This window comes from Microbulbifer maximicatervae (SeqCode) (genome assembly GCF_052467615.1).
The window spans coordinates 2,064,012-2,089,256 of the sequence record NZ_CP174319.1 but is presented as its reverse complement, the minus strand read 5'-3'; the positions used below and the strand labels follow the sequence as shown (position 1 = coordinate 2,089,256).

Here is a 25,245-nt window from a genome sequence, read left to right as displayed (position 1 = left end):
TGATGTGATATAACATTGCTTTATGTTTGAGGGATAAGGCCGTATTTTTTGTCATAAGTGATCTGTTAATCCTCTTTGGTTGTGTCTCCCGTGAACCATTCCACACTTTTTTGCGGAAAAATATTTATTACCTAAGTTTTTTATAGAGATTTAAAACTTGTCATCGCAGTCCACATGAGTTTCGAGATCTCCATTGAGGACAACAATTTCCAAGTCGTTATACATTTGTACCAAGCTGAAACAATGGTACCAATTTCGCTCAAGCTAACTAAATGATCCTAAATTCAGCAGTTTTTGGGCTTTCCCTTTATAGAATTTATTTAGCCAAAGCGGGGCGGTTTAGGAGTAACCAATATCGAATGATTTTTTGGTATTGGAATAAATATAACTTCGGAGAAACCACAATAATGAAATTATCTTTAAAATTTCTTTTACAAAAGACGGCTTTAGCAAGTGCATTCTCATTGCTATGCACTGCGCCTTTTGGTGCCTATGCGGAAGAAGCGGATAACAAGCTGCTAACTGATCGCATCATCGTTAAGTACAAAGAAAGCGCTAAAGTTGGACGGGCCGCTACTATGGCTCAGGAAACTGTGGAAAAAGCTTCCCGTCGCGCTGGCCATAAAATGCACCATCTGCGCCGCATAGCTACTGGCGCTCAGGTAATGCGCCTGGAAGGTCGAAAAAATAGAGCTGAAGTAAATGCAATTATCGATCGCCTGAGGCAAGACCCGGATGTGGAGTACGCAGAACCAGATCTGATCTTGAAAGCAGTGGCTGTACCTAATGACCCAAGTTACCTCAATCAGTGGCACTACTATGAATCTACCGGTGGCTTGAACCTTCCATCAGCCTGGGATACCACTGCGGGTAACGGGGCTGTGGTCGCGGTACTCGATACTGGTTATCGACCCCATGCAGACCTGGCAGCCAACATTTTGCCGGGCTACGACATGATCGACGATACCTTCGTTTCCGTAGATGGCGATGGTCGCGATAGCGATGCCACCGATCCGGGTGATTGGTATAGCTCTGGTACTTGTGGAGATAGCTCCTCAAGCAACAGTAGCTGGCACGGTACCCATGTTGCCGGCACTATCGCTGGCGTTACCAACAATAATCTTGGTATCGCTGGTGTTGCCTATGAGGCCAAGATCGTTCCTGTCCGTGTGCTCGGCCGTTGTGGTGGCTATACGTCAGATATTGCTGACGGGATCATTTGGGGGGCTGGCGGTTCTGTCAGTGGCCTGCCAGCCAATGCGAATCCCGCCGACGTACTCAATCTCAGTCTTGGCGGCAGCGGAAGCTGTGGTACTACTACACAAAATGCCATCGATACTGCCCGCAGTCTCGGTGCCACGGTTGTTGTAGCCGCTGGCAATAGCAATGCTAATGCAAGCCAATTTACTCCTGCCAGTTGTGATGGGGTGATCTCAGTGGCTGCGACTAATCGCAGTGGCGGTCGTGCTTACTACTCTAACTACGGCAATGTAGTAGATGTTGCAGCACCGGGTGGAGCACAGAGCTTCGCCAATGACTCCGACGGCGTCCTCTCTACCTATAACAATGGTGCTACTGACCCAGGCAGTGATAGTTACTATTACATCCAGGGCACCAGTATGGCGGCGCCTCATGTGGCCGGTGCCGCAGCATTGCTCTACTCTGTAGACCCTACCTTGACCCCAGATGAAGTTGAATCAATCCTCACCAGTACCGCACGGAGCTTCCCGGCTTCTTGCAGCAGCTGTGGCTCAGGTATTGTCGATGCAGCAGCGGCCGTAGCCTCGGCCAATGGTGGCGGCGGCGGTGGTGGTGGTGGCGGTAACGACGGTGGTGAACTTGAAAACGGTGTTGCTGAGACGGGTATTGAAGGTAATAGTGGTGAAGAAATTGACTTCACGCTGGATGTACCTGCAAATGCTACAGACTTGTCTTTTGTAATGTCTGGCGGAAGCGGTGATGCTGACCTCTACGTTCGTTACGGTAGCGCACCAACAACCAGCACCTATGATTGCCGGCCCTACACCTCAGGCAATAATGAAACCTGTGATATCGCTAACGTACAGGGAGGGACCTATCACGTCATGGTGCGAGGCTATAGTTCTTTTTCTAACGTTAGCCTCGTAGGCAGCTACACCGCAGGTGGTGGCGGCGGTGGCGGTAGCGACAGTTGGGAAGAGACAAATCTCAGTGGTTCCCGCAACAGCTGGCAGCACTTCACTATCGACGTTGATAGCGGAGCTTCAACACTGAGCGCCGTAATGTCTGGTGGCAGTGGGGATGCAGACCTCTATGTTCGTTTTGGCCAAGAGCCCACCCGCACAGCGTACGATTGTCGTCCTTACGAGTGGGGTAATGATGAAAGCTGCAGCATCAGCAATCCAGACGCAGGTACCTGGTATATCAGTATCCGCGGTTACTCTGACTACTCTGGAGTTTCTTTGAGTGCTAGTACTGAGTAAATGGGCCAACTCCCACTCGACAGGTTCCTGTGGGGTGGGTAGATAGCTGTTCTACTCAAATAATGCCAGTCAGTTAAGCTGACTGGCATTTTCATTTAACACGTTGATCTCCGCAGAATCCTTTCCCAGTTATATTGCCGGCAATATCACCAATTCTGTGATGATCATTTCCACTGCTCGATTAAAGCTCGTTTTATCAGAGTGGATTAACTTCAAGCTCCAGCCTTTTCTTTAAAGTTGATAAATTTCGAAAAGTATTTTGCAGCCTTTCTGTGCACAGTGATTGGAAAGCCCTTAGTTATCTCTATATCGGTGCAAAGACAGATAAATAAGTTTGTTTAGGTGGAGGCTGTCACAAGAATAGAAAGAGGCCGGCAATCACCTAAGAAGGATACATCGGTTGCCACTACTATCCCTGTGGGCAAAATTGAAACACTGGTACTAATTTTGTCTCGATATCCAGCCATGACTTGCTCAGGCATATATCTTGCGTAAAGCCTAACGTGCCCTGTCACAACAGGGACAGTGGTACTAATGGTTAGGATGTTACACCCCGTCGGCTAAATCATCATGGAGAGATAACAATAATGAAGTCACTGTTGAAAAAATCCACTCTAGCAGGTGTGTTTTCACTTCTATGTACAGGCTCCTTCGCCACCCAAATGGATAACCTAAGTAGTTCCCCAACAACTGACCGGATCATTGTGAAATACAAGCAGGATTCCACGATCGGACGGTCAGCGAGCATGACTCAGGAAACCGTGGAGAAAGCCTCTCGCCGTGCGGGCCACAACTTGCGCCACTTGCGGCGCATGGCGACGGGTGCACAAGTCATGCACCTGGGGAGCCGAAAAAGCCAAGCCGAGATCAACCTGATAATCAACCGCCTAAAACAAGACCCCAATATTGAGTACGCTGAGCCCGACTTGATGATGCACCCTATGGCGGTCCCAAATGACCCCAGCTATTACGACCAGTGGCACTACTTTGAAGCTGATGGTGGACTGAATTTGCCCGCAGCCTGGGATATAACTCAGGGGGAGGGCGTGGTAGTAGCAGTTATTGATACCGGTTATCTCGCTCACACAGACCTCATGGACAACTTGCTGCCTGGTTACGACATGATTTCGGATTCCGATATCGCTGTAGATGGGGATGGCCGTGATAGTGATGCCAGTGATCCCGGGGATTGGTATACCGATAGTTACTGCGGAAACCCACTGTATCCCGAATTTGATAGCAGCTGGCATGGCACTCATGTGGCCGGCACCATTGCTGCCGTCACCAACAACAATATGGGTATCGCTGGGATAGCCCATAAAGCAAAAGTGCTCCCCGTTCGAGTACTCGGCCGCTGCGGCGGTTACACTTCTGATATTGCCGACGGCATTGTCTGGAGCGCTGGCGGCTCGGTTAATGGTGCACCAGCCAATGAAACTCCGGCCCAAGTGTTGAACTTGAGCCTGGGTGGTCTTGGCCTCTGTGGAAGCACAACTCAAAGCGCCATTAATACGGCCCGTAACCTGGGCGCAACCGTTGTTGTTGCGGCGGGTAACTCTGGGCGGAATGCCTTCTGGTTTTCCCCGGCTAACTGTTCAGGAGTCATTACAGTATCCGCAACCAACCGCTCCGGAGGGCTTGCTTACTACTCCAACTACGGCAATGTGGTCGATGTAGCCGCCCCTGGAGGTGAAACTAACTCGGTGGAATCCGATGGCGTTCTCTCTACATTAAACAGCGGCGCGCGAACTCCCGGTAGTGATAGCTTCGCTTACTACGCCGGCACCAGCATGGCCGCTCCACATGTTGCCGGTACAGCCGCACTTATATATTCAGTCAAGCCTGATGTTACACCAGATGAGGTTGAATCCATTCTCACCAGTACAGCCCGAAGTTTTACAGGCTCATGTCGGCGTTGTGGATCAGGCATTGTTGATGCGGCGGCAGCCGTTGAGGCCGCTATAGAGGATTGAACTGTCGAAAGGCGCTAGCTTAATAAAAGACCGACATTTCGTCGGTCTTTTACACTTTCCCACTAAAGGATCTAGCCAAGTACAGGGGTGAGGTTAATATTCATCCTTGTTCCCATGCGGGAAATGGATCATTCAATGTCGCCCAGTATTCTTTGCCTCGTAGCACTTCGCCCTCGCTTAGCAGGCAGTCATCAAGCGCTTTTGTCATGCTGGTTTGATTCAAACTCTGGCCAATAAATACTAGTTCTTGCCGCATATCACCAAAGGGTTCTACCCATTGTTTTTCAATGGAGCTGCGATAATTTTCGTCTGTGGGCCAGTTTTCTTTGGGGACAGCTTTCCAGAACATCCCAGCGAACCCATAGTGGGCAATACCTCCCGCTTGACTCCACTCGCCTGCAAACTCAGGGCGGGACGCTAGCCAAAAATACCCTTTGGAGCGAATTAACTTGCCGTGCCTCTCAGTATTGTGCAGAAATTGATGAAATTTTTCTGGATGGAAGGGGCTACGTGCTTCGTAGCTGAAACTGCTAATGCCATACTCTTCCGTTTCTGGAATATGTTCACCTCGCATCTCTTTAAGCCAACCAGGTGCTTGCTGCGCGCGCTCGAAGTTAAATAAGCCGGTACTTAGAACCTCGTCAATATCGACTTGCCCCTGAGAGACCGGAACTATTTTTGCCTGCGTATTTAGAGTTCGCAGAATGGCCTCTAGGCGCTCAACATCAGAAGGGCCAGCTAAATCTGTTTTACTGATCAGAATGACATCTGCGAACTCGACCTGGTCGATCAGCAAATCAGTTACACTACGTTCGTCGTCTTCGCCTAATGACTCACCAGCATCCTGTAAAAATACGGCCTCGTCATAGTCCTTTAAAAAATTGACTGCATCGACCACCGTCACCATTGTGTCCAAACTGGCAACATCAGAGAGAGAAACACCATTTTCGTCGGCAAAAGTGAAGGTTTCTGCAACGGGTAAGGGTTCAGAAATCCCTGTTGATTCAATAACGAGGTAATCAAACCGTCCTTCCTGCGCAAGCTTAGTGACTTCCTCCAGAAGGTCTTCCCGCAGAGTGCAGCAAATACAGCCATTACTCATTTCAACAAGCTTCTCCTCACTACGGTTAAGAGAAACTTCGCTCTGTACTTTCGTAGAATCAATATTGATTTCACTCATGTCATTGACGATTACAGCAACTTTTTTGCCTTCGCGATTGTTCAGTATGTGGCTAAGTACGGTAGTTTTACCGGCACCTAGAAAACCTGAAAGGACGGTGACTGGGAGTTTGTTTGTATGTGCCATTAGTCTCTCCGCACTCTGAGTATTCATCCATGTGTACTAGGTTAATCAGATGGTGTGAAATGATATATCGTATCCATTGTGGGTCAAGCTATTTCATTTATATGAGGGTAGGGGTAGGGCGGTAGTATTACCGCTCTTCCTTTACCCGCTTACTCCGCCCGCTCTCATGTCGCTCTCGCATATCGGAATCAATGTAGCGATCGGTCGTAGCCATACTTGCATGGCCCGCATCATCGCGCACATGCTCGCGGGGGCGGTACTTCACATCTTCAGAAATACCCGTATGGCGTAGCCAGTGCACAGTGGCAGCCTTAAGATCTTCAGCATCTTCCCCTAAGCCTTCTTCAACCATCCGTTGGTGGGCAGCATCAAAGCAGTTTTGAACAATCAGGCGAACCTGTCGGGTACTGGTAACCGGTCCCTTGCCACGGGACTTGTGCACCAGAGGTGTCTGCTCATTAATGCTGGGCAGAGCAGGGAGCTGCAAATAATTTCTGTAGCGCTTCAAGGCCTTCAACATTTGGTCGCAAACAGTGATCGCCCGGCCTTTGTTACCTTTACCCGTAACGTGAAACCACCAGTTTCCGTCGCGATCTTTCTTGAAATCACCCATAACTGGTGCCGATCTTTCATCCGCAACCAACTCAGAGATTCGCAAATACATAGCGAATAGGGCGTTCATAATGAATAAAGTTCGCTCGTGATCTGTTGGTGATGTCTCGGCCATGATCTCAGCAGTCTCCAGGACATAGTCCCACTGCAAGTTGCTGATTCGGCGTACAATCTGGCTTTGTTGCTCACGTCGAACAAACTTACTTTTCTGGCGAATCAGTGCCACAGGGTTGGCTGGAACCAAGCCTTCTTGATAGAGAAAATCGAAGAAGGATGACAATGCAGTAAAGATGCATTTGATCGCTGCCTGGGATGGCCGGAACTCCTTGGGAGAAGCCGTCTTGCCAGCACGAAACTCAACTTTGGACACACTGACTACGAATGGCCGCCAATCGGCATTCACAACACGCTCGCCATTCTGTGTTTTGAATCTGGCAACATTCTTAGTTCCGATCCAGGCAATTGGCGGCTCAATGCAAAACTGCACAAACTCCTCAATGTGTTCGCGCTTCAGAGTCATTATTGAAACTTCTTCAATGCGCCAAGCCCATTGCAGCAAGCGCTCAAGTTCACGGCGGTAGCTGTTAAACGTTGCCTGGCTGCCGTTATAGCTGTAAAGAAACTTAAGCGTGAACTCCAGATCGGTATCAGCACCAGGAATCTGCTTGCTGAGATAACGGCTAGCTGAAAAGCTGGTGCAGCGGAATGGATTCTCAAGATTGCTCAGGTTGTCGATGATTGGTGCTGGTGGCCGGTTGGAAGCAGACATAGAAATATGGAGTTGTTGTTGGAATGCGGCAAATTATACGGAATATCGGGCATTTATAAAATATCCGATATTCACAAATATCGGAAATAATGGGGATCCTGGTGGAGCCTAGGTTTGAATTTTTTGGACGTCCAACTAATGAGCCTGTAGCCACAGGATTATTAACGTTCAGGTATTAGAATTAAAATTATAGGCTGTCGTACTATCTACGCTGACTGTATTACCAACGGCCCTACTCCAACGGTAACTGGGTCACCATTTTCATCAAAATAGGTTCCTGGCACTGGAGAAAAATTACCGTTCGGCCCCTTTTGTGCAAGAGAATTACCTATTGATCACCTTAGCTGAGCCAACATATACAACTGAGCAAAAAAACAACGCTAGAGTAAACCCTACCAAAAAGATTGTAATTCCATAAAGTAAACCGCTGCTACCGCCATATTCTGACATCGAGTTAGTAACCAAGCCCGACCATAAAAGGAGCACCCCAAAAATTAAAGAGGTAATAATTGATATAGCTATACCTTTTCCTCGTGATCGAACAATTACAACCGAGGCAGTGAAAGACAATAAAATGACCGCCAGTGATCTAATTAATATGTAGATAACATCTAAATGCCCACTTTCATCAATATAACCAGTGCCGGCTTGAGAAAAGCCAAACCATGAGACCATTGCCAAATTTAGGGTAATTAGAGTCCAACGGAAACCTAATTTGTAATTCATTGTTATTATCCTAGCCGATCGGTTAAAATTTGTGCGGCGAAGAGCTTTAGTTGATCAAGGTTGTGATAACTTATTGATTAATAACGGACTTTTATGAATACTGATTAAGTGCTTTACTTGGCAGTCCACTTTTTCTTGGCGGTTTTTTTTCCGATATTCACGTGTCCCCTTGCTGTGGGAATGCCTGGTTGCTGCCATGACACTCTCCGTTTGTTTTGGGTCCTGGTTAACCAGGTCGGTGTTTATGCTCGCGAGGTACTGCCGGTGCGGCTGAACTTCGTTAGCAAATATCGTTAGCTGCAAATCAGACATGGCTGGATTATCTACCAAAATTCCAGCTCCTGCACATCCGTCACAAACTCTCCATTGTTGATCAATGCCTGTCCCTGCGCACTTACTACAAAGCCTCACAGAACCTGGACCATCATCAACTTTGGTCTTGATTTGAATCATTTCGGTCTTGCCGACTTTAGAGGAAGCTTCTTTGGAGGAGGCAAAATATAATAACAGAGTATATCTGGCGTGTGAGGCTTACAAGAAAATGTCAAACTAAAGGGGCCACTCTTTCAGCATATCACTAGTAATATACTGGTCAGGCTCATACTTACTTAGAAATCTTTTGAAATCCATCCCAAGCTTTCCCGGCGAGGATTTGGACATCGAATCTAAGTCTTTCAGTACAAAGCCTACCTTCACAGCCCCCTCGATATTAGCTTGGTACTTAGTCAACACTGCATTCCAGAGGAAGGAAATAGGACGAGCCCATTCTCTCAAATTGCCGCTATGAGATAAAGGTACAAACTTCCCGCTAGAGTCAAGTATCCAACCATCTTTTGCTTTTGATCGCCGATTCTCCAGAGTGACAAATGTCTGCTCGTCCAAAAAACGAGCCCCTAATGCTTTGAAGCTACTCTTTGTGTGCACTGTAATTTTTCCATTTAAAAAGCACACTACAGGAAATGTAATAACCGAATCCATTTATTATCCTCGATTACTCGCCCTTTCCAGCTTTAAGGCTTGCCCCAAATGGTAACGCATACACCATCAAATTTTCGCTCCTCTCGGTAGATAAGTGGCCCTCTGCAATGCACACTTAAATTCAAATGAGCCACTTTGACCTCGAGTCCCATGTGTTTGGGTGGGTTGTGCCCACCCTATTTCGTTATGAATTATCTGACACGGGGTTACAGTCGATTGTCCTCTAGGTACTTTAGCGCTACATTTAATGCTTCATCAGGCTTTGTATTGATATCGGGCTGCACCTTATATACCAGCTCGCCGCGTATCGAGGTTGACTGTCCCATTGGAATCGCAACTTTTGTTCCGTTTGTAAATTTAAATAACTTATTGGTAGACATTAAACCGGCTGTCTCTGATCCTATTAGAATAGTGTTTTCCCGATCTGAAAAAGCTTGGGCGAGCATCTCGGCTGCACTACCAGTATAATCACTTACCAATAAAATTACGTTTGCTTCTGAGAGGGGACGGTGGTAGGTGTTGGTATCATCCCCTGGCTTGAGAGAATCTTGCATCATCTTTCTGGTTCCGAATTCAACGCTACCATTTTTTAGCCAGAAAAATCTTTCCGATCCGTCAACCAATTGGTATGAGAAGAGCTGCTGATTTGAGAAGAACTGTCTTGTAAGATTAAATAGCCTGATCAAATCGCCCCCTGGTTGTTCACGCAAATCAATAATCCAATTCTGTACTCCGTTTTCACTATATTTCTCGATTAGTGCGCTTGTGCGGGCAAATTCCTCCTGTTGAGCCGTTTCAGAACCAAACTTCTTGGGGAGAGAAATTAAAGCAGTATTATTTCCAACTAAACTTAACTCACTCTTCTGCTGTCTTGTTTCTCCATGTGCAGAGGTCTTAGCACGATTAAGGATTGTTAGATGTCTATGATTGAGTTTTGAAAATAATGCGGTGAGAGCCGCATCTGCTTGGTCATCGTTTTGAACACCGATAAAAACGTCGTCTGCAAATTGTTCAAACTCTGTTATATCGATCGTGTCGCGCAAAATGTAGTGATCTTTGATTAATGAAAGCGCATATTCTTTGAGTTTGTCATAGGAAGTGTTCAATTCAGTCTCAGTTTTATCTTGCAATAATTGCACATCTCCCAGCCACACCTCTCCAGATGAAAACATAAGATAGCCGACCATTGCATTAGTCGCTTTACTAAGGCGTGGGACGCTCACGGTAACTGTACGCCAATCGTGGGTTCCACTAACTGGATCATTTGCCATTTCGTACAGATAAAGCGGTGATCCACTATCTTCAACCTTAATGATAAAGTGGCCGGTTTTAGTGACTTCATTCGCCTTGATTTTGAACTTTAATTCTGTTGGCCCCTTATGGAAAATTGATGGGTCAATATCAAGAGTCATAAATAGTTGGCTGTCAGCTTGAGCTACTATATGCGCCAAAGCCCCTTCTGATGTTGAAATAATATTGCGAGTAGCATTGTTAGTCTGAAATTTCCATTCCTCAGAAATTTGTAAGGTCTTCGAGTCTGATACAGGTGCTGAAAGAGCACTTTGTGATAGAGCCAAAAAAGTCAAAAGTGCAGTATTAATTATTGTTCTAAAGTGCATGGTCGCCGCCTTTCCTGTCGTATCCTCAAGCAAAGTTAAATTGATGCTAAAGTTTTAAGAAATGGATATTAGAATAGGTGTGTAGCCATCTAATCATTGCAGGATGAAAAGTACAAGATTTTATTGCGGTAGCAAATAAAGTTTTATTACCTGAAAAAGGTTCATTCGTACTAACTTATTGCGGTATATATTGATCCATTCTTAATCGGCACCTGGATTAAATTCTCATTTGATGTATCAAGGGTAGGTTTTAAATATTACTTCGACGCCACATGATAAAGGTCTTATGACATGGAATATCATCATATTAAATACGAGCAAATTGGCCCTGTAGCCATCGTTACTTTTAACCGTCCAGAGGTTAAGAACTGTATTGGTACTCGCGCTCACCGTGAGCTGGTGGATGCATTCGATCGCTTTCGTACCGATGACGGAGCAAAAGTTGCGGTAATCACCGGTGCTGGCGATTCTGCATTTTGTGCAGGGGGTGATTTGAAAAGCAATCTTGCTGCAACCGAACCCACTAATCACCCCGATCCTGACGTGGCTGTTTTATGTCCTGTAGAGCCCGCTGATATTGCCCGGCATAACCGAGGAGAAGCTCCAGGTATTATAGGTCCATCCCGCTGGACCGATATTTATAAGCCTATCATTGCGGCTGTGAACGGAATTGCTTATGCGGGTGGCTTTGAGTGGGCATGTTTTGCCGACATGCGGATTGTAGAAGAACACGCATCCTTTGGAATGACTTGTCGTCGTTGGAATATCGGCCTAGCCGATGGTGGTACTCAGCGTTTGCCGCGTATTGTTGGTATGGGGCGAGCGCTGGAGTTAATCATCACGGGAAAAGTTATCAATGCTGAAGAAGCTTATCGCATTGGGTTGGCCAACGAAGTGGTGCCAAAGGGAACCGCATTAGACCGTGCCATTGAGTTAGCACAGTATATCTCTACCCTTCCCCAGCCAGCGATTCACTCTGATAAAGAAGCCGCCACCCGTGGTTATGGAAAGGATCTTGATGAAGGTCTACGAATTGAGGCTGAGTGCTTTAACCGATTATTCAGCGACTCTGAATCCAAAGAAGAGCTGTCCGAAGGCTTGAGGCGTTTTAACGAGCGCGATCATCCTGACCGATTGCGAGGACAAGCCAAAACTCCCGGCATTATTCGTAGCGAAATGGAGTAATTGCGATAACCCAAAAGAAGGCTGTATTCAAGAGGATGTATTGTTTAGGGGCTTAGATACCACGAATATATCTCGGACAATGTAGTAGAGGCCCATAGTGGCTATATGGGCCTCATTACTTTGGTGAATCAGTGGCGTTCTTATCGTCACTTTTATGACCTGGACAGGCGCCCTCTTCCCAAGGCCCAGTCTTGATTGGACGCATGAATCGGATACATGTTTTTTATTTGCTTTTACGCTCAACCATTCGAATCCATATCCTTACTCCAGGCCATTGGCAAAAACGCATCATCGAGACTGACATTCAGATTGTGGGTAGAGTAATTCGAGAGTACTTTTAGACTGGTTCCAACTATCACCTCTAGAACTGTCTCTTTCGTATAACCTGCTGCAAGAAACGCCTCAACCTCCTCTTCTGTAGCCCATCCACGTTTCTCATTGATAATGACACTGAATGCTCGGAGCGCTTCGAGTTTAGGGTCATCGAGTGTTTTACCGCTACGCAGCGCCTTGATGACATTTTCATCTACACCGGCCATTTTGCAAACTGCGGTATGCGCAGCCATGCAGTAGGTGCAACCGTTTAGGCGGCTGTTTGTCATCAGGATTATCTCTCGCTCCGTTTCGCTCAAGCGAGATTTATCGAATAATCCCATAAGTGTTAGGTAGCTCTCCACCATTACAGGTGATTCGGCCATGGTTGCCATTAGATTGGGTACAAATCCCATTTTCTTTTTAGCGGCTTCTAGAGTGGGCTTAGAGGCTTCTGGTGCTGTTTCAATTGTGTAACGTGTAAAATTGACCATGAGTCTTACCATATAAGTTGGGTTTTACGGTGCTCGATATCGATTTACATTGAGTGCTTCCACCTCTTTGGCGCTAGTCAGCGCTAAAGAGGTGGAGGTGTTTACATACTATGCAGTTGTAGACTGACTGAGCTTTTCAAGTACGGGAAATAAGTCGCTGGGTTCGGGGCGACGTGTATAGTCAGGATTCACCTCCGCATATGCGATTGTTCCATCGGTATCTATGACATATCTTGCAGGCATAGGTAAGTTCCACGCGCCGTCACGATGGATGGTCGGGAGTTCGACTTTGAACATCTTGTGGAACTCAATTACATAAGGTTGTAATGTCCAGCGGATACCAAACTCTTCAGCAAGCTTTCCACTTTGATCAGTCAGAATTGGGAAGCTTAGCTTGTTATCTCTCTGGGATTTGCGGCTTTCAGCGGGCCCTTGCATGGAAACAGCAACTAGGGTTGCGCCACGCGCTTTGATCTCTGCAGCAACTTCTTCTAACGCTTGCAGCTCAATATTGCAGTAAGGGCACCACACGCCTCGATAGAACGTTAGAATAACGGGCCCTTTGGCTAGGAGTTCTTCCAGGACAAGGTCGTTACCCTCTGAATCTGGCAATGTAAAGTATGGGACTTTCTCCCCTACTTTAATCGAACGTTCAACTTGGCCACTAGCAGCCAATTCCCTGGATGATCTGGCAAAGGCTTCAAATGCTCCTTCCGGGGCCTGTTGCTTAAATACTTCTTTGAAAGCATCTAGTTTGTCTTGAAGAGACATAACCTATTCCTCTAATGGTTTAAAGTTTGGAAGCGCGAGCTTTGGGTAAGCCTTAGATGTGACCTGGCTAATTCTCCAATTGGTCTCTATGCAGGTACTTACGCCAAACCACTATTGGGAAGATTAGTTACTTTGATTTGCGCTATAAACATGCTATTTTGATACTCATTGTATCCATTAGGGACACAATCTGTGTTTCAACAAGCCCATTTGAACGAAATAGTTGTATTTATTGCCGTTGCCGAACATGGAAGCTTTACAAAAGCGGCGGCATCATTGAACTCAACCAAATCAGGCGCTGGTAAGGCAGTGAAGAAGCTTGAGGAGGAATTGGGTCTTAAGCTATTCAACAGAACCACACGAAGTATCAGGCTGACAGAAGAAGGCAAAATATTTCTAGATGCCGCAAAACATGCGTTAGAAACAATCAATGAGGCCAGGCTTTTGCTGCATGCCAGGAAGGATGAGCCTGCTGGACGATTGCGTATCAATTTGCCAATAGGCATAGGCCGAAATATTGTCAGTGCGTTAAAGGGGTTCACGCAGTTGCATCCCAAGGTTACGGTCGAGGTCTCTCTTTCAGATAGCCTGGAGGACGCTATTAGAGGTGAATGGGATGTCGTCGTGAGGATTGGTGAACTGGAAGATAGTTCTTTTATCGCAAAAAAAATATGTGAAACCAGACGTATCCTGTGCGCTTCACCTGAATATCTTTCACAAAAGGGTATGCCAAAGACTTTGGAAGATTTAAAGGAGCATGATTCTCTTGTTTTCCGCGCACCTACAGGAAAATTGAGAGGCTGGTTGTTCCAAGAAGATGGAGGCCCAATTACTGAATTTTCCCCCTCACCGCTAGCAATATTCAGAGATGGACGAACTCTGATTGACGCAGTGGTAGCCGGTATGGGAATAGCTCAGGTATATGATAAAGCGCTTGGCTTTTTTGTTCAAAATAGTGAAGTTGTTGAGTTATTCCCAGAGAAAGTAGTTCCAGGACCGCCTGTTAGCGCACTGATTCCCAGTGGTCGAGCGATGCCGGCAAAGACCAGAGTCTTTATCGAGTTTCTAAAAAAGGAACTGAGTTAAGCCCTGGATTATTAGGTGGACTAGGAATAACCTAAATTCCATCTAGTGCTGTTTCTATTGTTCTTTACAGCCCAGCTCTCGACAGTTGACGGTTCTTTAATGTTGCAAGGCTTTAAAGTTCGATATTACTCTCTGTAACATTCGATATTAATTAATGTATCTTTGAACCCAGGCTCCAATAACATTACCGACATATTCAGCATCTGATTTTTTCATAAGCAAATGATCAGCTTTGTCTAAAGAAATAAAACTTTTAGGATGATTCGCAGCAGCGAATATTTTCGCCGCATGCTCAATTGAAACAGTGCTGTCTAGTGGTGAATGCATTACTAGCAGCGCTTTCCTTAATTCCTTAAGGTTAACCAAGACGTCTGCTTCATTTATATCATCAATGAACTGCTTCTTTAGCGTAAACTCTCGGCCAGCCAGAACCACTCTTGCCTGACCTGTTTTATTGATGCTATCGAGTTCCTCTTTAAACATATGCTGGATGTGTTTAACATCACTTGGGGCAGCTATAGTAACAACAGCTTTAGCTGTCTTTATCATACCAGCGGCTTTCAAAACGGCAGCACCTCCAAAACTATGCCCAATTAACAATTTTGGTGCCTCGAAGCGGTTTTCGATTTCATTGTAAGCACTAAGTAAATCTTCAACATTGGATGAAAAATTAGTATTGGAAAAATCTCCATCACTATTACCCAATCCAGTGAAGTCAAACCTTAATACTGATATTCCTTTACTGGTTAATGACTTACAAATATTGCTTGCTGCAATAATATTTTTTGAGCAAGTAAAGCAATGTGCAAAAATTGCATAAGACTTTGGGATTCCAGCAGATTCTTCTAACTTACCCTTTAATTCTACGCCATCACGATTTGGGAAGTTAAACTCCATGACGTTCTCCAATTTCAATTACTTACAGAATACTCTAATCTCAACAAGGAAAAACCCCTGTCTATCATAGAAAGGGGTATGTGAATATGTGATAGTCTTTTATATGTCAACTGATATAAGGTGGACCTGTATTTGCTTAGGCATCGATAGAATCTTCAGGCTTTATATAATCCATATTGGTTGTTCTAAGGCATTTACTTAATCCCGGTTCAGGCCTGCGACAATATTGCTAGCTAGACAGTTATCTTTCACTCTTCATGGGCCTATCGATAAGCTCTATGAGAGATTGATATTTTACCTCACTAGGCGGTACCTTTGAGAGTTGGGTTAGCATCTAAAGTCTGCGGCTTTGAGCCTTCAAAAACATGCAGAAACGTTGTCGGGTCTGGGCGTCTCCGATAATTGTCGGTCTCATCACCGAATATAACCGTACCATCTTCATTCAGTGCTATCACTGTGGCCATAACGGTATCTTTAGGGTACCCAGGCATTCCTGCAGGGGAACCGTCAATATCTTCAATGCCTAGGGCTTTAGCACCCATTAAGTTGTCATCTTGAAGAATTTCAAAATGACCAGGTAGGTCAAGCTTGTCGGCTAACTTCCTTGAGTTGTCGTAGCCTTGGTTAGAGATAAACTTTACCTTCACATCATATTGCTTAAGTGTCTCAGCATACTTCTTCACTTCTTTTAACTGGTTCATACAAAATGGGCACCAGTTGGCTCTAAAGAACACTAATAGTGTTTTAGATTCGTCAAAAGAAGTGGAAGACACAGCCGATTTATCTAATCGAGTAAAATTCATTTCAGGCAGTTTTTGGCCTTTTGATATGGCCTTGCTCTTTCTGCGGTTGTAAACGGAGAATGACCAGACATACCAATGAAGGGATACGAAGCCCAGGGCAGCAGCTGCAATAGGAACGTACTGAGACAAGGACATTGGAGCCTGGTTCGAATAAGTTGAATAAGCAACCAGTGCAACTCCTAAAAAGTTAACGGCTTGAATAACTGGCAGCCTTTCTGATGTTCTTGAAATGCTGAACATATTTGTCAGAACCATCAAGAAAAATGGTAAAGGCAAGGTCGCTAAAAGTGCGCCGACCCAAACCGGATCGCCGCCAGACATATAGATCATGATGCCGGACCCTACTCCGCCAAGCATGTTTAATAGAATCATTGGTAAAATAAGTTTTGCTTTCATTTCAAGCTCCTGAAGCGTTGGGTTAATGTCCAAAACTTGCGATCTATCCTAGTACATCACATTGACTCAATAATTAGTTCAAAAAGAGAAACAATGTTGCGAAAACGGATACAATTGGATTTATTTTATCGATCTATTAGTAGTGGCTGGCATGAGTAACTTACACTCGGCTCTAGCAGGAATTTAGTATTTCTTAGCAAATAAAGGAGCTAGTAAGCTGGAAGAAGGTGTAAAGATGTAGACAAGATCAGACCACGATCTGACAGATCGTCTTGAATAAGAAGGGTTTACCGGTTTTGATGGAAGTGCCTAAACCTAAAAGCAAAACCAAGGATAAACCCCATGATCCATACTAATGATCGCATCATCAAACATTAACTGCTAGGTGATTTCGATTGCAATACCACTCCAAACGTAACTATGCCTTCCAGCGTTTTGATGACGCAACGTTCGCCATCCAATATCAGCCCTCCAAACTGGTTGATCTTCATTCGGGTTATAATATTTGACTGTGGTCCCATCCTTGGCAACCAGGATATTATGGAAACCCATTTCATGAGCAGACCCAGGGGAAGGGCCTCGAAACATCATAAAAGCGCAATTGTAATAGGTGTCGGTAAGCAAGTTCCTCGGCATTCCCCCATTACTAGCTGGCTGTATGAGATTTGTAAACAACGCATTATAATCAACTCTATTGCCCGGCTGCGCGAATTGAAGGCACATGTCTTTCTGGGTCGCGTCATATAAAATCCGACCGGTACGCCCAGGGCACTGGGTATTCACATAGTTTCGCACACGCATCGGTGAACTATTGTTGGCCGCCACTAAGGGATGGTCGGCACCGTTTGGCATCGGAGGTAGGTCCCCATTCTGCCATTTGATAGCGCGCCACAGAGTGTCTTCCACAAAACTCTGTGGCCTTGGCGCACGGAGATCAAATCCTGACACTGCGATCTCGGTGCAGTGAGCGGCGCAAGAGTTACCGTTCTGACTCGGTAAAGTTTTAAGATTCAACATCAAAATTTCCCTTTTCGTTGTGCTTGACAGTGAGAGTGGTGAGTCCAATGTACCAATTTGATAGGCAGTAATATATAAAATGGATTGAAAAATAAGATTACGAGTTATTACGTAACCAGTAGTAAAACCGCGTACTTCCCTTTCCTGATTTAAGGGCCATTTTTTCAATGCCACTTTCAAAGGACTTCGAGACTGAAGCAGCTCTGTCTGAGTAACAACACATAGATATAAATTCTTAAATCAATCGCTATAGCAATTCTACGGTCGTTAGTAACCATAAAGGTTTTATTAATAAAAAGGGTAATGTTTTTAGTCAGCGTTTTAACCTCCACATCCTTGGCATAATCGTATAAATTTAATAATGACGTTAGGAAGGGCTATAGATGTTTGATGTGGCCCCATACACTTTAAACTATTTTTTTATTTATAGATAACGCAGAAGACGGGCCCTTAACTTTTCGGGCCATCCTAATCTTCCATCTACGACAGTTACCAGCTGGAGAATAGCCTCATAAGGACGAGGTTTTCATGAGTGTAAACTCGCCTTCCGTCAGTGCCTTCACTCTACCAATAACCTAATATTTTCTATCAAACTCATTTCAGAGTTTTTATAAACGTGCTTTACTAGTGTAAAAAGCTCGGTTACCCCTGAGCCTCTTTATTCAGCATCACAGGTTATTGGCAATAGTCCTTTTTGAGAATCTAACTGTTCTAACTTTACTGGTTGCTCCACCAGCTCCATAGTTCTGCTTATCCTCCATTAGGCTCCGTTTGCCCAAAATGCGTTTATCTCTGTTAGTGATCAGCGTATCTATCACAAGAACTTTTATGCCTTTCTGATAGTCAAAGTTTACCAACTAAACTCTGGAAAGTTTTTGAATAGGTGTTGATTGCCATGGAACGACGTGATTTCGCAAAATTATTTCTTGGAGCTACCTCTGTATTTGCTGTCCCTCGACCACTCATCGCTTTAGATGCTTTATCAAGTCATCCAGTGAATGATGATGACGAGTTTCAACGTCTCATTCGCCATCGTATTCTTAAGCAGCACGCGGCACATGCAGCAGTTGCAGGTACCCTAAATTCTTCTGGTCGTCGAATCATTACTGTTCGAGAGCCTGAAGCCAAGGATACTTATCAACTAGGGGACGATACGATTTTTGAAATTGCGTCGTTAACTAAGATATTTACGGCCTTGCTCTTGGCTGTTGAAGTTGTACATAAGAGAGTGAAACTCGATGATCCTCTCCAGGATTACGTACCAGCCGGTGTAAAAGCTCCAACTTTTGAAGGGCAACAAATCACTCTCGCCGACCTGGCTACCCATGCTGCTTCTCTTCCTCTAAGACCAAATAATCTTGCTGCATCGGCGCCCGATGCGCCCAATAAGTACGCTGGTTACTCCTTTGAGCAGCTCTATGGTGGCTTGCCAAGCTATCATCTGAAAGCTAGCCCGGGTACTCAATTCAGCTATTCAAACCTGGCTTTTGGGCTCTTAGGTCAAGGACTTGCTTTGAAGGAAGGCCACTCTTTTGCAACGATATTGCGAGAGCGTGTGACGGGACCTTTAGGGCTAAGTAATACCACTTTAGAGGATGATCCCAAGAAGTCTGCTCGGCGAGCTCAAGGCCATGACTTCTATCTCAGCCCGATCGGCCCAACAAGCGATGGGGTGCTCTCGCCGGCTGGCGGTTTACGATCTACAGCCAGAGATCTCCTTACACTTCTCGACTTGTTTATCAACGGTCGGGGTCCTAAGGATTTGGTTGCAGCATCGCGGCTAATGCTGTCAATTGATAGGCCGGGAGGCAGTGATATCACTCGTATGGCCCTGGGTTGGCGCAGGACAACCACCAATGGAGAGACTTACTATTGGTCCAATGGCAGCAGTGATGGATCGCGTACATTTATGGGTTTTAACCCTGCGCGGAGCGCAGGTGTTGTTGCCTTGGCAGATACTGCCAGCGGTGAAGGGCTGGATGATATTGGCCATCACTTCTTGAACTCCGAGCAGACGGTATCTACTAAGATTGTCCCTGTCCCAGACTTCATCACTTTACCAGAGGAGGTGCTTTTGAGAGGTGTCGGGCGCTATGGGCACGGAACAGATGATATTGTCGAAATCAGCCGCGGCTATACAGGTCTTATAGTTTCAGCGGAATATGGAGAGTTCGTAATTCGACCGCAATCGTCCACAATCTATGCATCGAAGATGGTTCCAGGGTTGACTATTGAGTTTGAGGAGGCCAATACGAGCCCTGCCCGCTCGTTTATTCTTCGTCAAGGTGGAAAAGCTTACTCCTATAAACGACTGCCCTAGTTTGAATGGTCGGCTAGTTACTACTGGGGTGGAAGGAAAGAATACACCGCACGCGAGATGCGCGGTGTATTTTTCCCTTCTCCCTTTTTAGTAAGTGCAGCCTAGGGGAATATTAGACGAAACAGTTTTAACTTATTGATTAATTGAGATTTTTTATATCAGTCAGGTCATTGCTGCAAATTGATTTATCAATACCACATCTTAATTGGGCTGGATTTGGCCGGGTTTCGTAGTGGCCGACGCTCAGTAATTACTAGCCGAGTTTAAAATCAGCAAAAATCAGTTAAAGTGACTCAAAATACTGCGAACTACCTCAATCCCTCCACAATATTAATCTAGGAGTAATCTCCAGAAGAATTATTGCAAGACACTTTAATTCGTGGTGGATTGTTAAGAAGTGCTATTCCTGAATAATTTAAAGAATATTAATGTACAGTCGTGCTAAGTAATATTATATATTCTATTTTACTCTGGTTTGGCATCAGAGCAAAAACAGTGAATTCCATCGCTGAAAGTAGCAGGAAAAGGCAGGAGAATAATTATGACAAAAATAGTGAGCCGCAGTATCAACCGGGAAGTGAGTTTTACCGTGTTGGTAGAGGATAATTCGCCGATACTTTTTCAAACGAAGGTCAAAAAATCACTCGAAAACTGGCTGGATGAAGCGCAGACTATCTTAAAACGAGCGATAGATATGTGCACTGTAGCGATTACATACCCTGATAAGGTTCCTGATAAGTTTAAAAATTTAGTCTCCTACTACTTTGGCCTTCCTATGGATTGCCCGCCACAAAGATATTCAAACTGCGTAAATGCGATACTCCAAAAGCTCAGTAAAACCCAGATAGGCTTGAGTGGTGATGTAGAGTGTGCGGATGTAAAAATGATGCCCACCTTGTGTAAAGTTCAATGCTCTACCATATCGACGATAGGATATCCTTTTGGTATTGAGGACCCTTCGAAAAACGCGGCCGGGTTTGTGTTTGTGCCCTTTACGGAAAGTTGGGGCAGATCAATTTCAAACTTCTGTAAGTTGTCATGGGCCGGTGGAGGGCAACTTAAGGGGGGGAGCTTTATGAAGCCCAATCAAAATCCTATCTGTTTGAGTTTTAGTAAAATTTGGGAAAAAGGTGAGGTTTTCTGCATTGTTACTCTGATCCATGAAGGAACACATAAATATGCGCAAACCGTGGATCATAAATATTTTAATGATGAAGGCATTGCGGATAAATTGGATAAAGCTATCAGTGAAGGTGGCGCTATATGGATGAAGTTCCATCAGGACAGTGGTAAAACCCATGATCAAGCGTTCAAGCTTGTTGTACAGCAGGCATTCAATCAGTTACGCGGACAAGATGCAGCGGCAACACTTATGGCAGAGCTCACTGAAGTCAAAGCGGTGGAAAATGCAGACTCAGTGGCATGGTTCGCGTATGACGTAGCACAGCTTCCCTCTGAGCAGGAAGTTGGGAGAATTGTTACCGGGATGGTAGGTAAACGAAAAGTGCACCCAAGCCTACTTAATCATTAGAGGAAAACCCAGGGGGCAGTCTAATTAATTGAGACGATTACGTTTCCTGCAATTTGGGGTCCTATCCCGAAATCAGAGAACTGTCCCTGGAAACCCAAGGGTTTCTATATTTGGGGTGTAGATGCTCGGGCAAATGCGTGAGTGGTGAAGGATTGGTTGATATTGGTCACCACTTCCCGTACGCCGAGTACACGGTAACAATTTACACTGTTACTACCTCAGATTTTATCGCTGGAATTGGAGAGGTACTTTAGGGAGTTGGCTAACGCGTGCGAAGCAGGTGATACCATCGAAATCAGTCGTGTCCATGCAAATCCTATTGTTTCAACGGGATCTGGAGAGTTCGTAATTCGGCGCCAATCGTCCACAATTTATGCATCGAAGGTCGTATCAGCGCTAACTATTGAGTCTAAGTGAGGTGACATGAAGGCTCGCTGTTCGCGCTTCAGGCTAATACCTTGAAAGGAAAGATCAATGCCCTATCCAGAAGTTACGATGTCTAGTGACACAATCCACAACCCGAAAGAACCCCGACACCTTATGCGCGCCAAGATTGTGCCTAGGACAGTGCGTGTGCGTCGTGGTGGCAAGGTGATTGCCGAGAGTAGTAATGCTTTGAGAGTTACAGAACTCGCAAAAGATATGTTCGACCCCGTATTCTATTTCCCAAGAGAAGATGTTCTTGCTCCCCTCTCCCTTATAGAGGGAAAGACAAGCTATTGCCCACTGAAAGGCGATGCCAGCTACTTCTCAATCGATGATAGCGGAGAAGCTATTGCATGGGCCTATGAAGCTGCTTTTGACTTTGCCGGGGTGATCAACGGGCGTATTGCCTTCTATCCAGATCAAGTGGCAATTGAAGAGGTTGGAACTTCATCATGACCCTCTTCCTATAGACTCTTTTAGGTTAATGATACAAACCATGCCTAGAACCTGGTTGCAATAACACTCCGCCCTTTTATAGACACTTGTAGCGAAGGACCAATCCGCCCGTTTCAAGGGTATCTGCCCGCATCAGCTTAAAATTTTTCTGGATACCGTCAGGCTTGAAGAGAGGTGAGCCAGCTCCTAGTACGGTAGGTGCTAGGCATATCCGGTACTCGTCTACTAGACCCTCTCTGAGCAGAGTAGCTACAAGATTCGAACTACCAAATACGAAGATATCCCTCTTCCCGGTCTCTTTTTTCAGTGCGCGAACATGTTCGGCCGCCTCGCCTTTCAGTAGACGAGTATTTGACCAATTGGCGGTTTCTAGCGTGCGAGAGATGACGGCTTTTTCAAGCGAGTTCATCATGTCCGCAATCGCCCCAGTTTCGTTTTGCCAATAATCGGCCATCCCTTTATAAGTGCGACATCCGAATAGCAAGGTGCCGATTTCATCACCCTGTCGAAGAGAGAAGGCTTCTAATTCGTCGCCCCACACTGTTGCGTGATGGTCCAATGACCATGGGGTGGTGCCTTCAAAGCAGCCGTCCAATGACATCACATTCCAAACCACTAACCGTCTCACAATCTGATCCTCATAAATTTGTCTCTTGCATTGTCTGTTGGGACTGAGCTTGATGAGGGCAGTGTCACTCAGCTTGTTAGGGCCTTGCGCTAGTAGCTCTGGGTTTCTGAGGTGGTTTGGCCATGCGTAGTTTAAATACTCCTTCGCGATATCTCTCTGTTACTTCAAACCGAATTTGTAGCTGCTTGAATTGTCGCAATATCGATCTTTCTCATGGTCATCATCGCGGTAAAGGCGCGTTTTGCCTTGTTACGGTCGTGGTTCGTTGTAAGATCGAGTAGCAGTTTTGGCGTAATTTGCCACGAATGACCCCAGCGATCCTTACACCAACCGCAGGCGCTCTCTTGCCCACCGTTATCCACAATCGCATTCCAGTAACGGTCAGTTTCCTCCTGGTTTTCGGTGATAACCATGAAACTAACTGATTCATTCGGAGTTAGATTTGGACCGCCATTCAGACCTATAAACTTGCGCCCAAGGACAGTCAATTCAACGGTTAGCTCACTGCCCTCATTGCCGCCGGGGTAGTCGGCGGCGGCCGCATTAACGCGGTCGACATGGCTGTTAGGAAAAGTTGCTGCATAGAATTCCGCCGCTTTCTTTGCTTCGCCATGGTCGAACCACAAACAGGTAACGAGTTCGGTCATATTGATTCTCCTATTGCTTTGGGTTGTTTGATTACTGGCTTTGAAGAAAGTCTCTGGTGTTTTTAGTCAGATAGCGTCCTCCGGCGGGTGCTCAGTGAACCATTCCATGATTTTGGGCATGTTTGCCTCAAACGGCCCACCAATGTAAACGTTGTGAACACCGGCGCGCTGATCACTGCGGTTTTCAAAGTCATGGCGCACGCCAGGCTGGATGAAAATGAAAGCGCCTTTTTGGGTATCGAGCCACCGATCACTCACCAGAAACGTTACGGTGCCTTCCAGCACGTAAAACAGTTCTATCTCAATTGCCCTCTTCGGCATTATGAACGTACGCTTCGTATCTTATTGCTGCGTTGCTATGTTCCCCTTCTATCGCTCCATAGCGCCTTTACCGGCGATTATCTTGTCGCGGAATTTCTTTATTCTCGAAACTCGTGTAGACGATTTCTTTGCTGAATTTAGGTTGAAAGCATAGCTACGCTGCCGCCCCGGTGTTAGGGCATGAAACGCTTCTGCAAGCTGAGGGTCGGCATCCATGGCTTCCACCAGTTCATGGGGGATCTCGATATCACGTTTTACTATTGGTGGCTTAATGCCCGCCTCGGCATAACCCTTCGCTTCTTCGATATAGGCTCGTATGACCGCTTCGATCTTTTTCACCTGTTCATTCGCCTTCAGGAGGATCTCATGAGCGTGCTGCGTATTGGCGCCGCGCTTTTGAAGGAGGCCTTCGGGATCTTTCAAGAGTGCTGCATTCATGAAGCTGATGACGAATGCTTCTCGAAACGCCCCTAAAATAACGATGTTTCGTCCGGCGAATGTGTAACAGGGGTGGCCCCATTTCACCACTTCTTCCAGATCCATACTTATACATATACGGCGTAGTTCGATCAGGCCGGACTCCCATTTTCGGACAGAGCACAGGGGTGTTGCGAAACGTTCGCAGCGCCCGCAACCTTTCGCGAAAAAGTCCTCGATATTTGAAATCATGGCCATTCAGGTTTGACTCTAGGGCTGTTAAAAACAGCGTGATTGGCGACGACCGCCTGGTTGAAGCTTCCAGTGGAGTCCAGTGCTTACGAGATATCTCGTTGAAGGGAGAAATCTCCAGTCGTAATACTTCCGCCTCGAATATAGGTCACACAAATTACACCGCTATCTGTCGTCATGGCTTGCTGTACATGGAACGCTGTAGAGAGCACACCTGAACCGAAAAGACGTTTCCCGTTACCCAGGACCAAAGGAAAAATCAGTAATTTAAACTGATCAATTAAGTCCGCTTTGAGTAGAGTTTGAATAAAGTCAGCACTGCCTGGAACCAACAAATCAGAGCCATTGCTAGCCTTGATTGCACGAAGCCTCGAGATTGGGTCATCCCCCAGCCACTCGCTGCCTTCCCAGGTAAACTCAGGTTTCGTGCGAGAAGCCACGTATCGTGTTGTACCGTCGATTTTTTTGGCCAGCTGGATTTCACTTTCATCAACACCCTCAGGCGGAGGGTCAGCAGCAACTTTTGGCCAATGCGCAGCGAAAATATTGTGAGTCCGATGGCCAAGTAGTAACTCAAATGGCGCTGCGAACACATTGCCCATGAATTCACCAACACCTTCATCAAAATAGGAAGCTACCCATCCACCAAGCTCAAAGCCCCCTGAAGAGTCCTCTTCCGGGCCGCCAGGGGCCTGCATCACACCATCCAGGCTAATAAACGTGTTTACAATTATTTTTCGCACAAGTTCTCCCCTGTTGGTTCTATTGGTCCAAATGATGCTGCGGGTTGTACTTGGACTGTTACTCAATGGCTATTGAAGCCTGAAGAGAAGCAATATTG

General features: G+C 45.8%; 22 protein-coding genes. 7 read left to right on the top strand and 15 right to left on the bottom strand.

Features of this window, described 5'->3' with window-relative positions; translation table 11 throughout:
* The first annotated feature begins 407 nt into the window (after positions 1-407).
* Positions 408-2,462: a S8 family peptidase gene (locus ACJJIM_RS09460; protein ID WP_444913108.1), complete on the top strand. Its 2,055-nt coding sequence runs from the start codon at positions 408-410 to the stop codon at positions 2,460-2,462.
* A 587-nt stretch (positions 2,463-3,049) separates the two neighbouring features.
* On the top strand, positions 3,050-4,435 hold the full coding sequence (locus tag ACJJIM_RS09455; RefSeq protein ID WP_444913107.1) for a S8 family peptidase: 1,386 nt from the start codon (positions 3,050-3,052) through the stop codon (positions 4,433-4,435).
* Between the two features lie 100 nt (positions 4,436-4,535).
* Here ACJJIM_RS09455 and zigA read toward each other — a convergent pair whose 3' ends face one another.
* From zigA to ACJJIM_RS09425, 6 genes are all read right to left on the bottom strand, one after another.
* The gene (zigA, locus tag ACJJIM_RS09450) at positions 4,536-5,741 is read right to left on the bottom strand and encodes a zinc metallochaperone GTPase ZigA (RefSeq protein ID WP_444913106.1); all 1,206 of its coding nucleotides are present in this window, start codon (positions 5,739-5,741) and stop codon (positions 4,536-4,538) included.
* 127 nt (positions 5,742-5,868) lie between these two features.
* Positions 5,869-7,122, bottom strand: coding sequence for a tyrosine-type recombinase/integrase (locus tag ACJJIM_RS09445; protein WP_444913105.1), 1,254 nt, complete (start codon positions 7,120-7,122; stop codon positions 5,869-5,871).
* 324 nt (positions 7,123-7,446) lie between these two features.
* Positions 7,447-7,848, bottom strand: a complete 402-nt coding sequence (locus ACJJIM_RS09440; RefSeq protein WP_444908249.1) for a hypothetical protein — start codon at positions 7,846-7,848, stop codon at positions 7,447-7,449.
* A gap of 54 nt (positions 7,849-7,902) precedes the next feature.
* Positions 7,903-8,301 (bottom strand): hypothetical protein, encoded by a 399-nt coding sequence (locus ACJJIM_RS09435; protein ID WP_444913104.1) that lies wholly within the window; start codon positions 8,299-8,301, stop codon positions 7,903-7,905.
* 96 nt (positions 8,302-8,397) lie between these two features.
* A complete protein-coding gene (locus ACJJIM_RS09430) occupies positions 8,398-8,826 on the bottom strand; it encodes a hypothetical protein (RefSeq protein ID WP_444908251.1) in 429 nt (142 codons plus the stop codon).
* 206 nt (positions 8,827-9,032) lie between these two features.
* Complete coding sequence (locus tag ACJJIM_RS09425) at positions 9,033-10,445, bottom strand: S41 family peptidase (RefSeq protein WP_444913103.1); 1,413 nt, start codon at positions 10,443-10,445, stop codon at positions 9,033-9,035.
* Between the two features lie 291 nt (positions 10,446-10,736).
* Here ACJJIM_RS09425 and ACJJIM_RS09420 point away from each other — a divergent pair, with 291 nt between their 5' ends.
* Positions 10,737-11,630, top strand: a complete 894-nt coding sequence (locus ACJJIM_RS09420) for an enoyl-CoA hydratase/isomerase family protein (RefSeq protein ID WP_444913102.1) — start codon at positions 10,737-10,739, stop codon at positions 11,628-11,630.
* A 239-nt stretch (positions 11,631-11,869) separates the two neighbouring features.
* On the opposite strand, the gene ACJJIM_RS09415 is transcribed toward ACJJIM_RS09420, so the two are convergent.
* Together ACJJIM_RS09415 and ACJJIM_RS09410 are read right to left on the bottom strand one after the other, a co-directional pair.
* On the bottom strand, positions 11,870-12,436 hold the full coding sequence (locus ACJJIM_RS09415; RefSeq protein WP_282932840.1) for a carboxymuconolactone decarboxylase family protein: 567 nt from the start codon (positions 12,434-12,436) through the stop codon (positions 11,870-11,872).
* A gap of 108 nt (positions 12,437-12,544) precedes the next feature.
* The gene (locus ACJJIM_RS09410; protein ID WP_444913101.1) at positions 12,545-13,207 is read right to left on the bottom strand and encodes a peroxiredoxin-like family protein; all 663 of its coding nucleotides are present in this window, start codon (positions 13,205-13,207) and stop codon (positions 12,545-12,547) included.
* A gap of 192 nt (positions 13,208-13,399) precedes the next feature.
* On the opposite strand from ACJJIM_RS09410, the gene ACJJIM_RS09405 reads away from it, so the two are divergent.
* A complete protein-coding gene (locus tag ACJJIM_RS09405) occupies positions 13,400-14,293 on the top strand; it encodes a LysR family transcriptional regulator (protein ID WP_444913100.1) in 894 nt (297 codons plus the stop codon).
* A 147-nt stretch (positions 14,294-14,440) separates the two neighbouring features.
* On the opposite strand, the gene ACJJIM_RS09400 is transcribed toward ACJJIM_RS09405, so the two are convergent.
* Both ACJJIM_RS09400 and ACJJIM_RS09395 read right to left on the bottom strand, forming a co-directional pair.
* Positions 14,441-15,190 (bottom strand): alpha/beta hydrolase family protein, encoded by a 750-nt coding sequence (locus ACJJIM_RS09400; RefSeq protein WP_444908257.1) that lies wholly within the window; start codon positions 15,188-15,190, stop codon positions 14,441-14,443.
* A gap of 302 nt (positions 15,191-15,492) precedes the next feature.
* Positions 15,493-16,389: a peroxiredoxin family protein gene (locus ACJJIM_RS09395; RefSeq protein WP_444913099.1), complete on the bottom strand. Its 897-nt coding sequence runs from the start codon at positions 16,387-16,389 to the stop codon at positions 15,493-15,495.
* Positions 16,390-18,301: 1,912 nt separating this feature from the next.
* Here ACJJIM_RS09395 and ACJJIM_RS09390 point away from each other — a divergent pair.
* The 3 genes from ACJJIM_RS09390 to ACJJIM_RS09380 all read left to right on the top strand — a co-directional run bounded on the left by ACJJIM_RS09390 (position 18,302) and on the right by ACJJIM_RS09380 (position 22,139).
* Positions 18,302-19,726, top strand: a complete 1,425-nt coding sequence (locus ACJJIM_RS09390) for a serine hydrolase domain-containing protein (protein WP_444913098.1) — start codon at positions 18,302-18,304, stop codon at positions 19,724-19,726.
* A 541-nt stretch (positions 19,727-20,267) separates the two neighbouring features.
* Positions 20,268-21,257: a hypothetical protein gene (locus ACJJIM_RS09385; RefSeq protein ID WP_444913097.1), complete on the top strand. Its 990-nt coding sequence runs from the start codon at positions 20,268-20,270 to the stop codon at positions 21,255-21,257.
* A 474-nt stretch (positions 21,258-21,731) separates the two neighbouring features.
* A complete protein-coding gene (locus tag ACJJIM_RS09380; protein WP_444913096.1) occupies positions 21,732-22,139 on the top strand; it encodes a DUF427 domain-containing protein in 408 nt (135 codons plus the stop codon).
* Positions 22,140-22,215: 76 nt separating this feature from the next.
* Here ACJJIM_RS09380 and ACJJIM_RS09375 read toward each other — a convergent pair whose 3' ends face one another.
* From ACJJIM_RS09375 to ACJJIM_RS09355, 5 genes are all read right to left on the bottom strand, one after another.
* Positions 22,216-22,767 carry a dihydrofolate reductase family protein gene (locus ACJJIM_RS09375; protein ID WP_444913095.1) on the bottom strand — a complete coding sequence of 184 codons (552 nt, stop codon included), beginning with the start codon at positions 22,765-22,767 and terminating at the stop codon, positions 22,216-22,218.
* Positions 22,768-22,931: 164 nt separating this feature from the next.
* On the bottom strand, positions 22,932-23,414 hold the full coding sequence (locus ACJJIM_RS09370) for a VOC family protein (protein ID WP_444913094.1): 483 nt from the start codon (positions 23,412-23,414) through the stop codon (positions 22,932-22,934).
* 66 nt (positions 23,415-23,480) lie between these two features.
* Positions 23,481-23,735, bottom strand: coding sequence for a cupin domain-containing protein (locus ACJJIM_RS09365; protein ID WP_444913093.1), 255 nt, complete (start codon positions 23,733-23,735; stop codon positions 23,481-23,483).
* Between the two features lie 48 nt (positions 23,736-23,783).
* Positions 23,784-24,410 (bottom strand): YdeI/OmpD-associated family protein, encoded by a 627-nt coding sequence (locus tag ACJJIM_RS09360; RefSeq protein ID WP_444913092.1) that lies wholly within the window; start codon positions 24,408-24,410, stop codon positions 23,784-23,786.
* Between the two features lie 80 nt (positions 24,411-24,490).
* Positions 24,491-25,147, bottom strand: coding sequence for a dihydrofolate reductase family protein (locus tag ACJJIM_RS09355; protein WP_444913091.1), 657 nt, complete (start codon positions 25,145-25,147; stop codon positions 24,491-24,493).
* Between the last annotated feature and the right edge of the window lie 98 nt (positions 25,148-25,245).

Coding starts and splice junctions, on each gene's coding strand:
- ACJJIM_RS09460 (WP_444913108.1), top strand. CDS start 408: ATGAAATTATCTTTAAAATTTCTTTTACAAAAGACGGCTTTAGCAAGT.
- ACJJIM_RS09455 (WP_444913107.1), top strand. CDS start 3,050: ATGAAGTCACTGTTGAAAAAATCCACTCTAGCAGGTGTGTTTTCACTT.
- zigA (WP_444913106.1), bottom strand. CDS start 5,741: ATGGCACATACAAACAAACTCCCAGTCACCGTCCTTTCAGGTTTTCTA.
- ACJJIM_RS09445 (WP_444913105.1), bottom strand. CDS start 7,122: ATGTCTGCTTCCAACCGGCCACCAGCACCAATCATCGACAACCTGAGC.
- ACJJIM_RS09440 (WP_444908249.1), bottom strand. CDS start 7,848: ATGAATTACAAATTAGGTTTCCGTTGGACTCTAATTACCCTAAATTTG.
- ACJJIM_RS09435 (WP_444913104.1), bottom strand. CDS start 8,301: ATGATTCAAATCAAGACCAAAGTTGATGATGGTCCAGGTTCTGTGAGG.
- ACJJIM_RS09430 (WP_444908251.1), bottom strand. CDS start 8,826: ATGGATTCGGTTATTACATTTCCTGTAGTGTGCTTTTTAAATGGAAAA.
- ACJJIM_RS09425 (WP_444913103.1), bottom strand. CDS start 10,445: ATGCACTTTAGAACAATAATTAATACTGCACTTTTGACTTTTTTGGCT.
- ACJJIM_RS09420 (WP_444913102.1), top strand. CDS start 10,737: ATGGAATATCATCATATTAAATACGAGCAAATTGGCCCTGTAGCCATC.
- ACJJIM_RS09415 (WP_282932840.1), bottom strand. CDS start 12,436: ATGGTCAATTTTACACGTTACACAATTGAAACAGCACCAGAAGCCTCT.
- ACJJIM_RS09410 (WP_444913101.1), bottom strand. CDS start 13,207: ATGTCTCTTCAAGACAAACTAGATGCTTTCAAAGAAGTATTTAAGCAA.
- ACJJIM_RS09400 (WP_444908257.1), bottom strand. CDS start 15,190: ATGGAGTTTAACTTCCCAAATCGTGATGGCGTAGAATTAAAGGGTAAG.
- ACJJIM_RS09395 (WP_444913099.1), bottom strand. CDS start 16,389: ATGAAAGCAAAACTTATTTTACCAATGATTCTATTAAACATGCTTGGC.
- ACJJIM_RS09390 (WP_444913098.1), top strand. CDS start 18,302: ATGGAACGACGTGATTTCGCAAAATTATTTCTTGGAGCTACCTCTGTA.
- ACJJIM_RS09385 (WP_444913097.1), top strand. CDS start 20,268: ATGACAAAAATAGTGAGCCGCAGTATCAACCGGGAAGTGAGTTTTACC.
- ACJJIM_RS09380 (WP_444913096.1), top strand. CDS start 21,732: ATGCCCTATCCAGAAGTTACGATGTCTAGTGACACAATCCACAACCCG.
- ACJJIM_RS09370 (WP_444913094.1), bottom strand. CDS start 23,414: ATGACCGAACTCGTTACCTGTTTGTGGTTCGACCATGGCGAAGCAAAG.
- ACJJIM_RS09365 (WP_444913093.1), bottom strand. CDS start 23,735: ATGCCGAAGAGGGCAATTGAGATAGAACTGTTTTACGTGCTGGAAGGC.
- ACJJIM_RS09360 (WP_444913092.1), bottom strand. CDS start 24,410: ATGGCCATGATTTCAAATATCGAGGACTTTTTCGCGAAAGGTTGCGGG.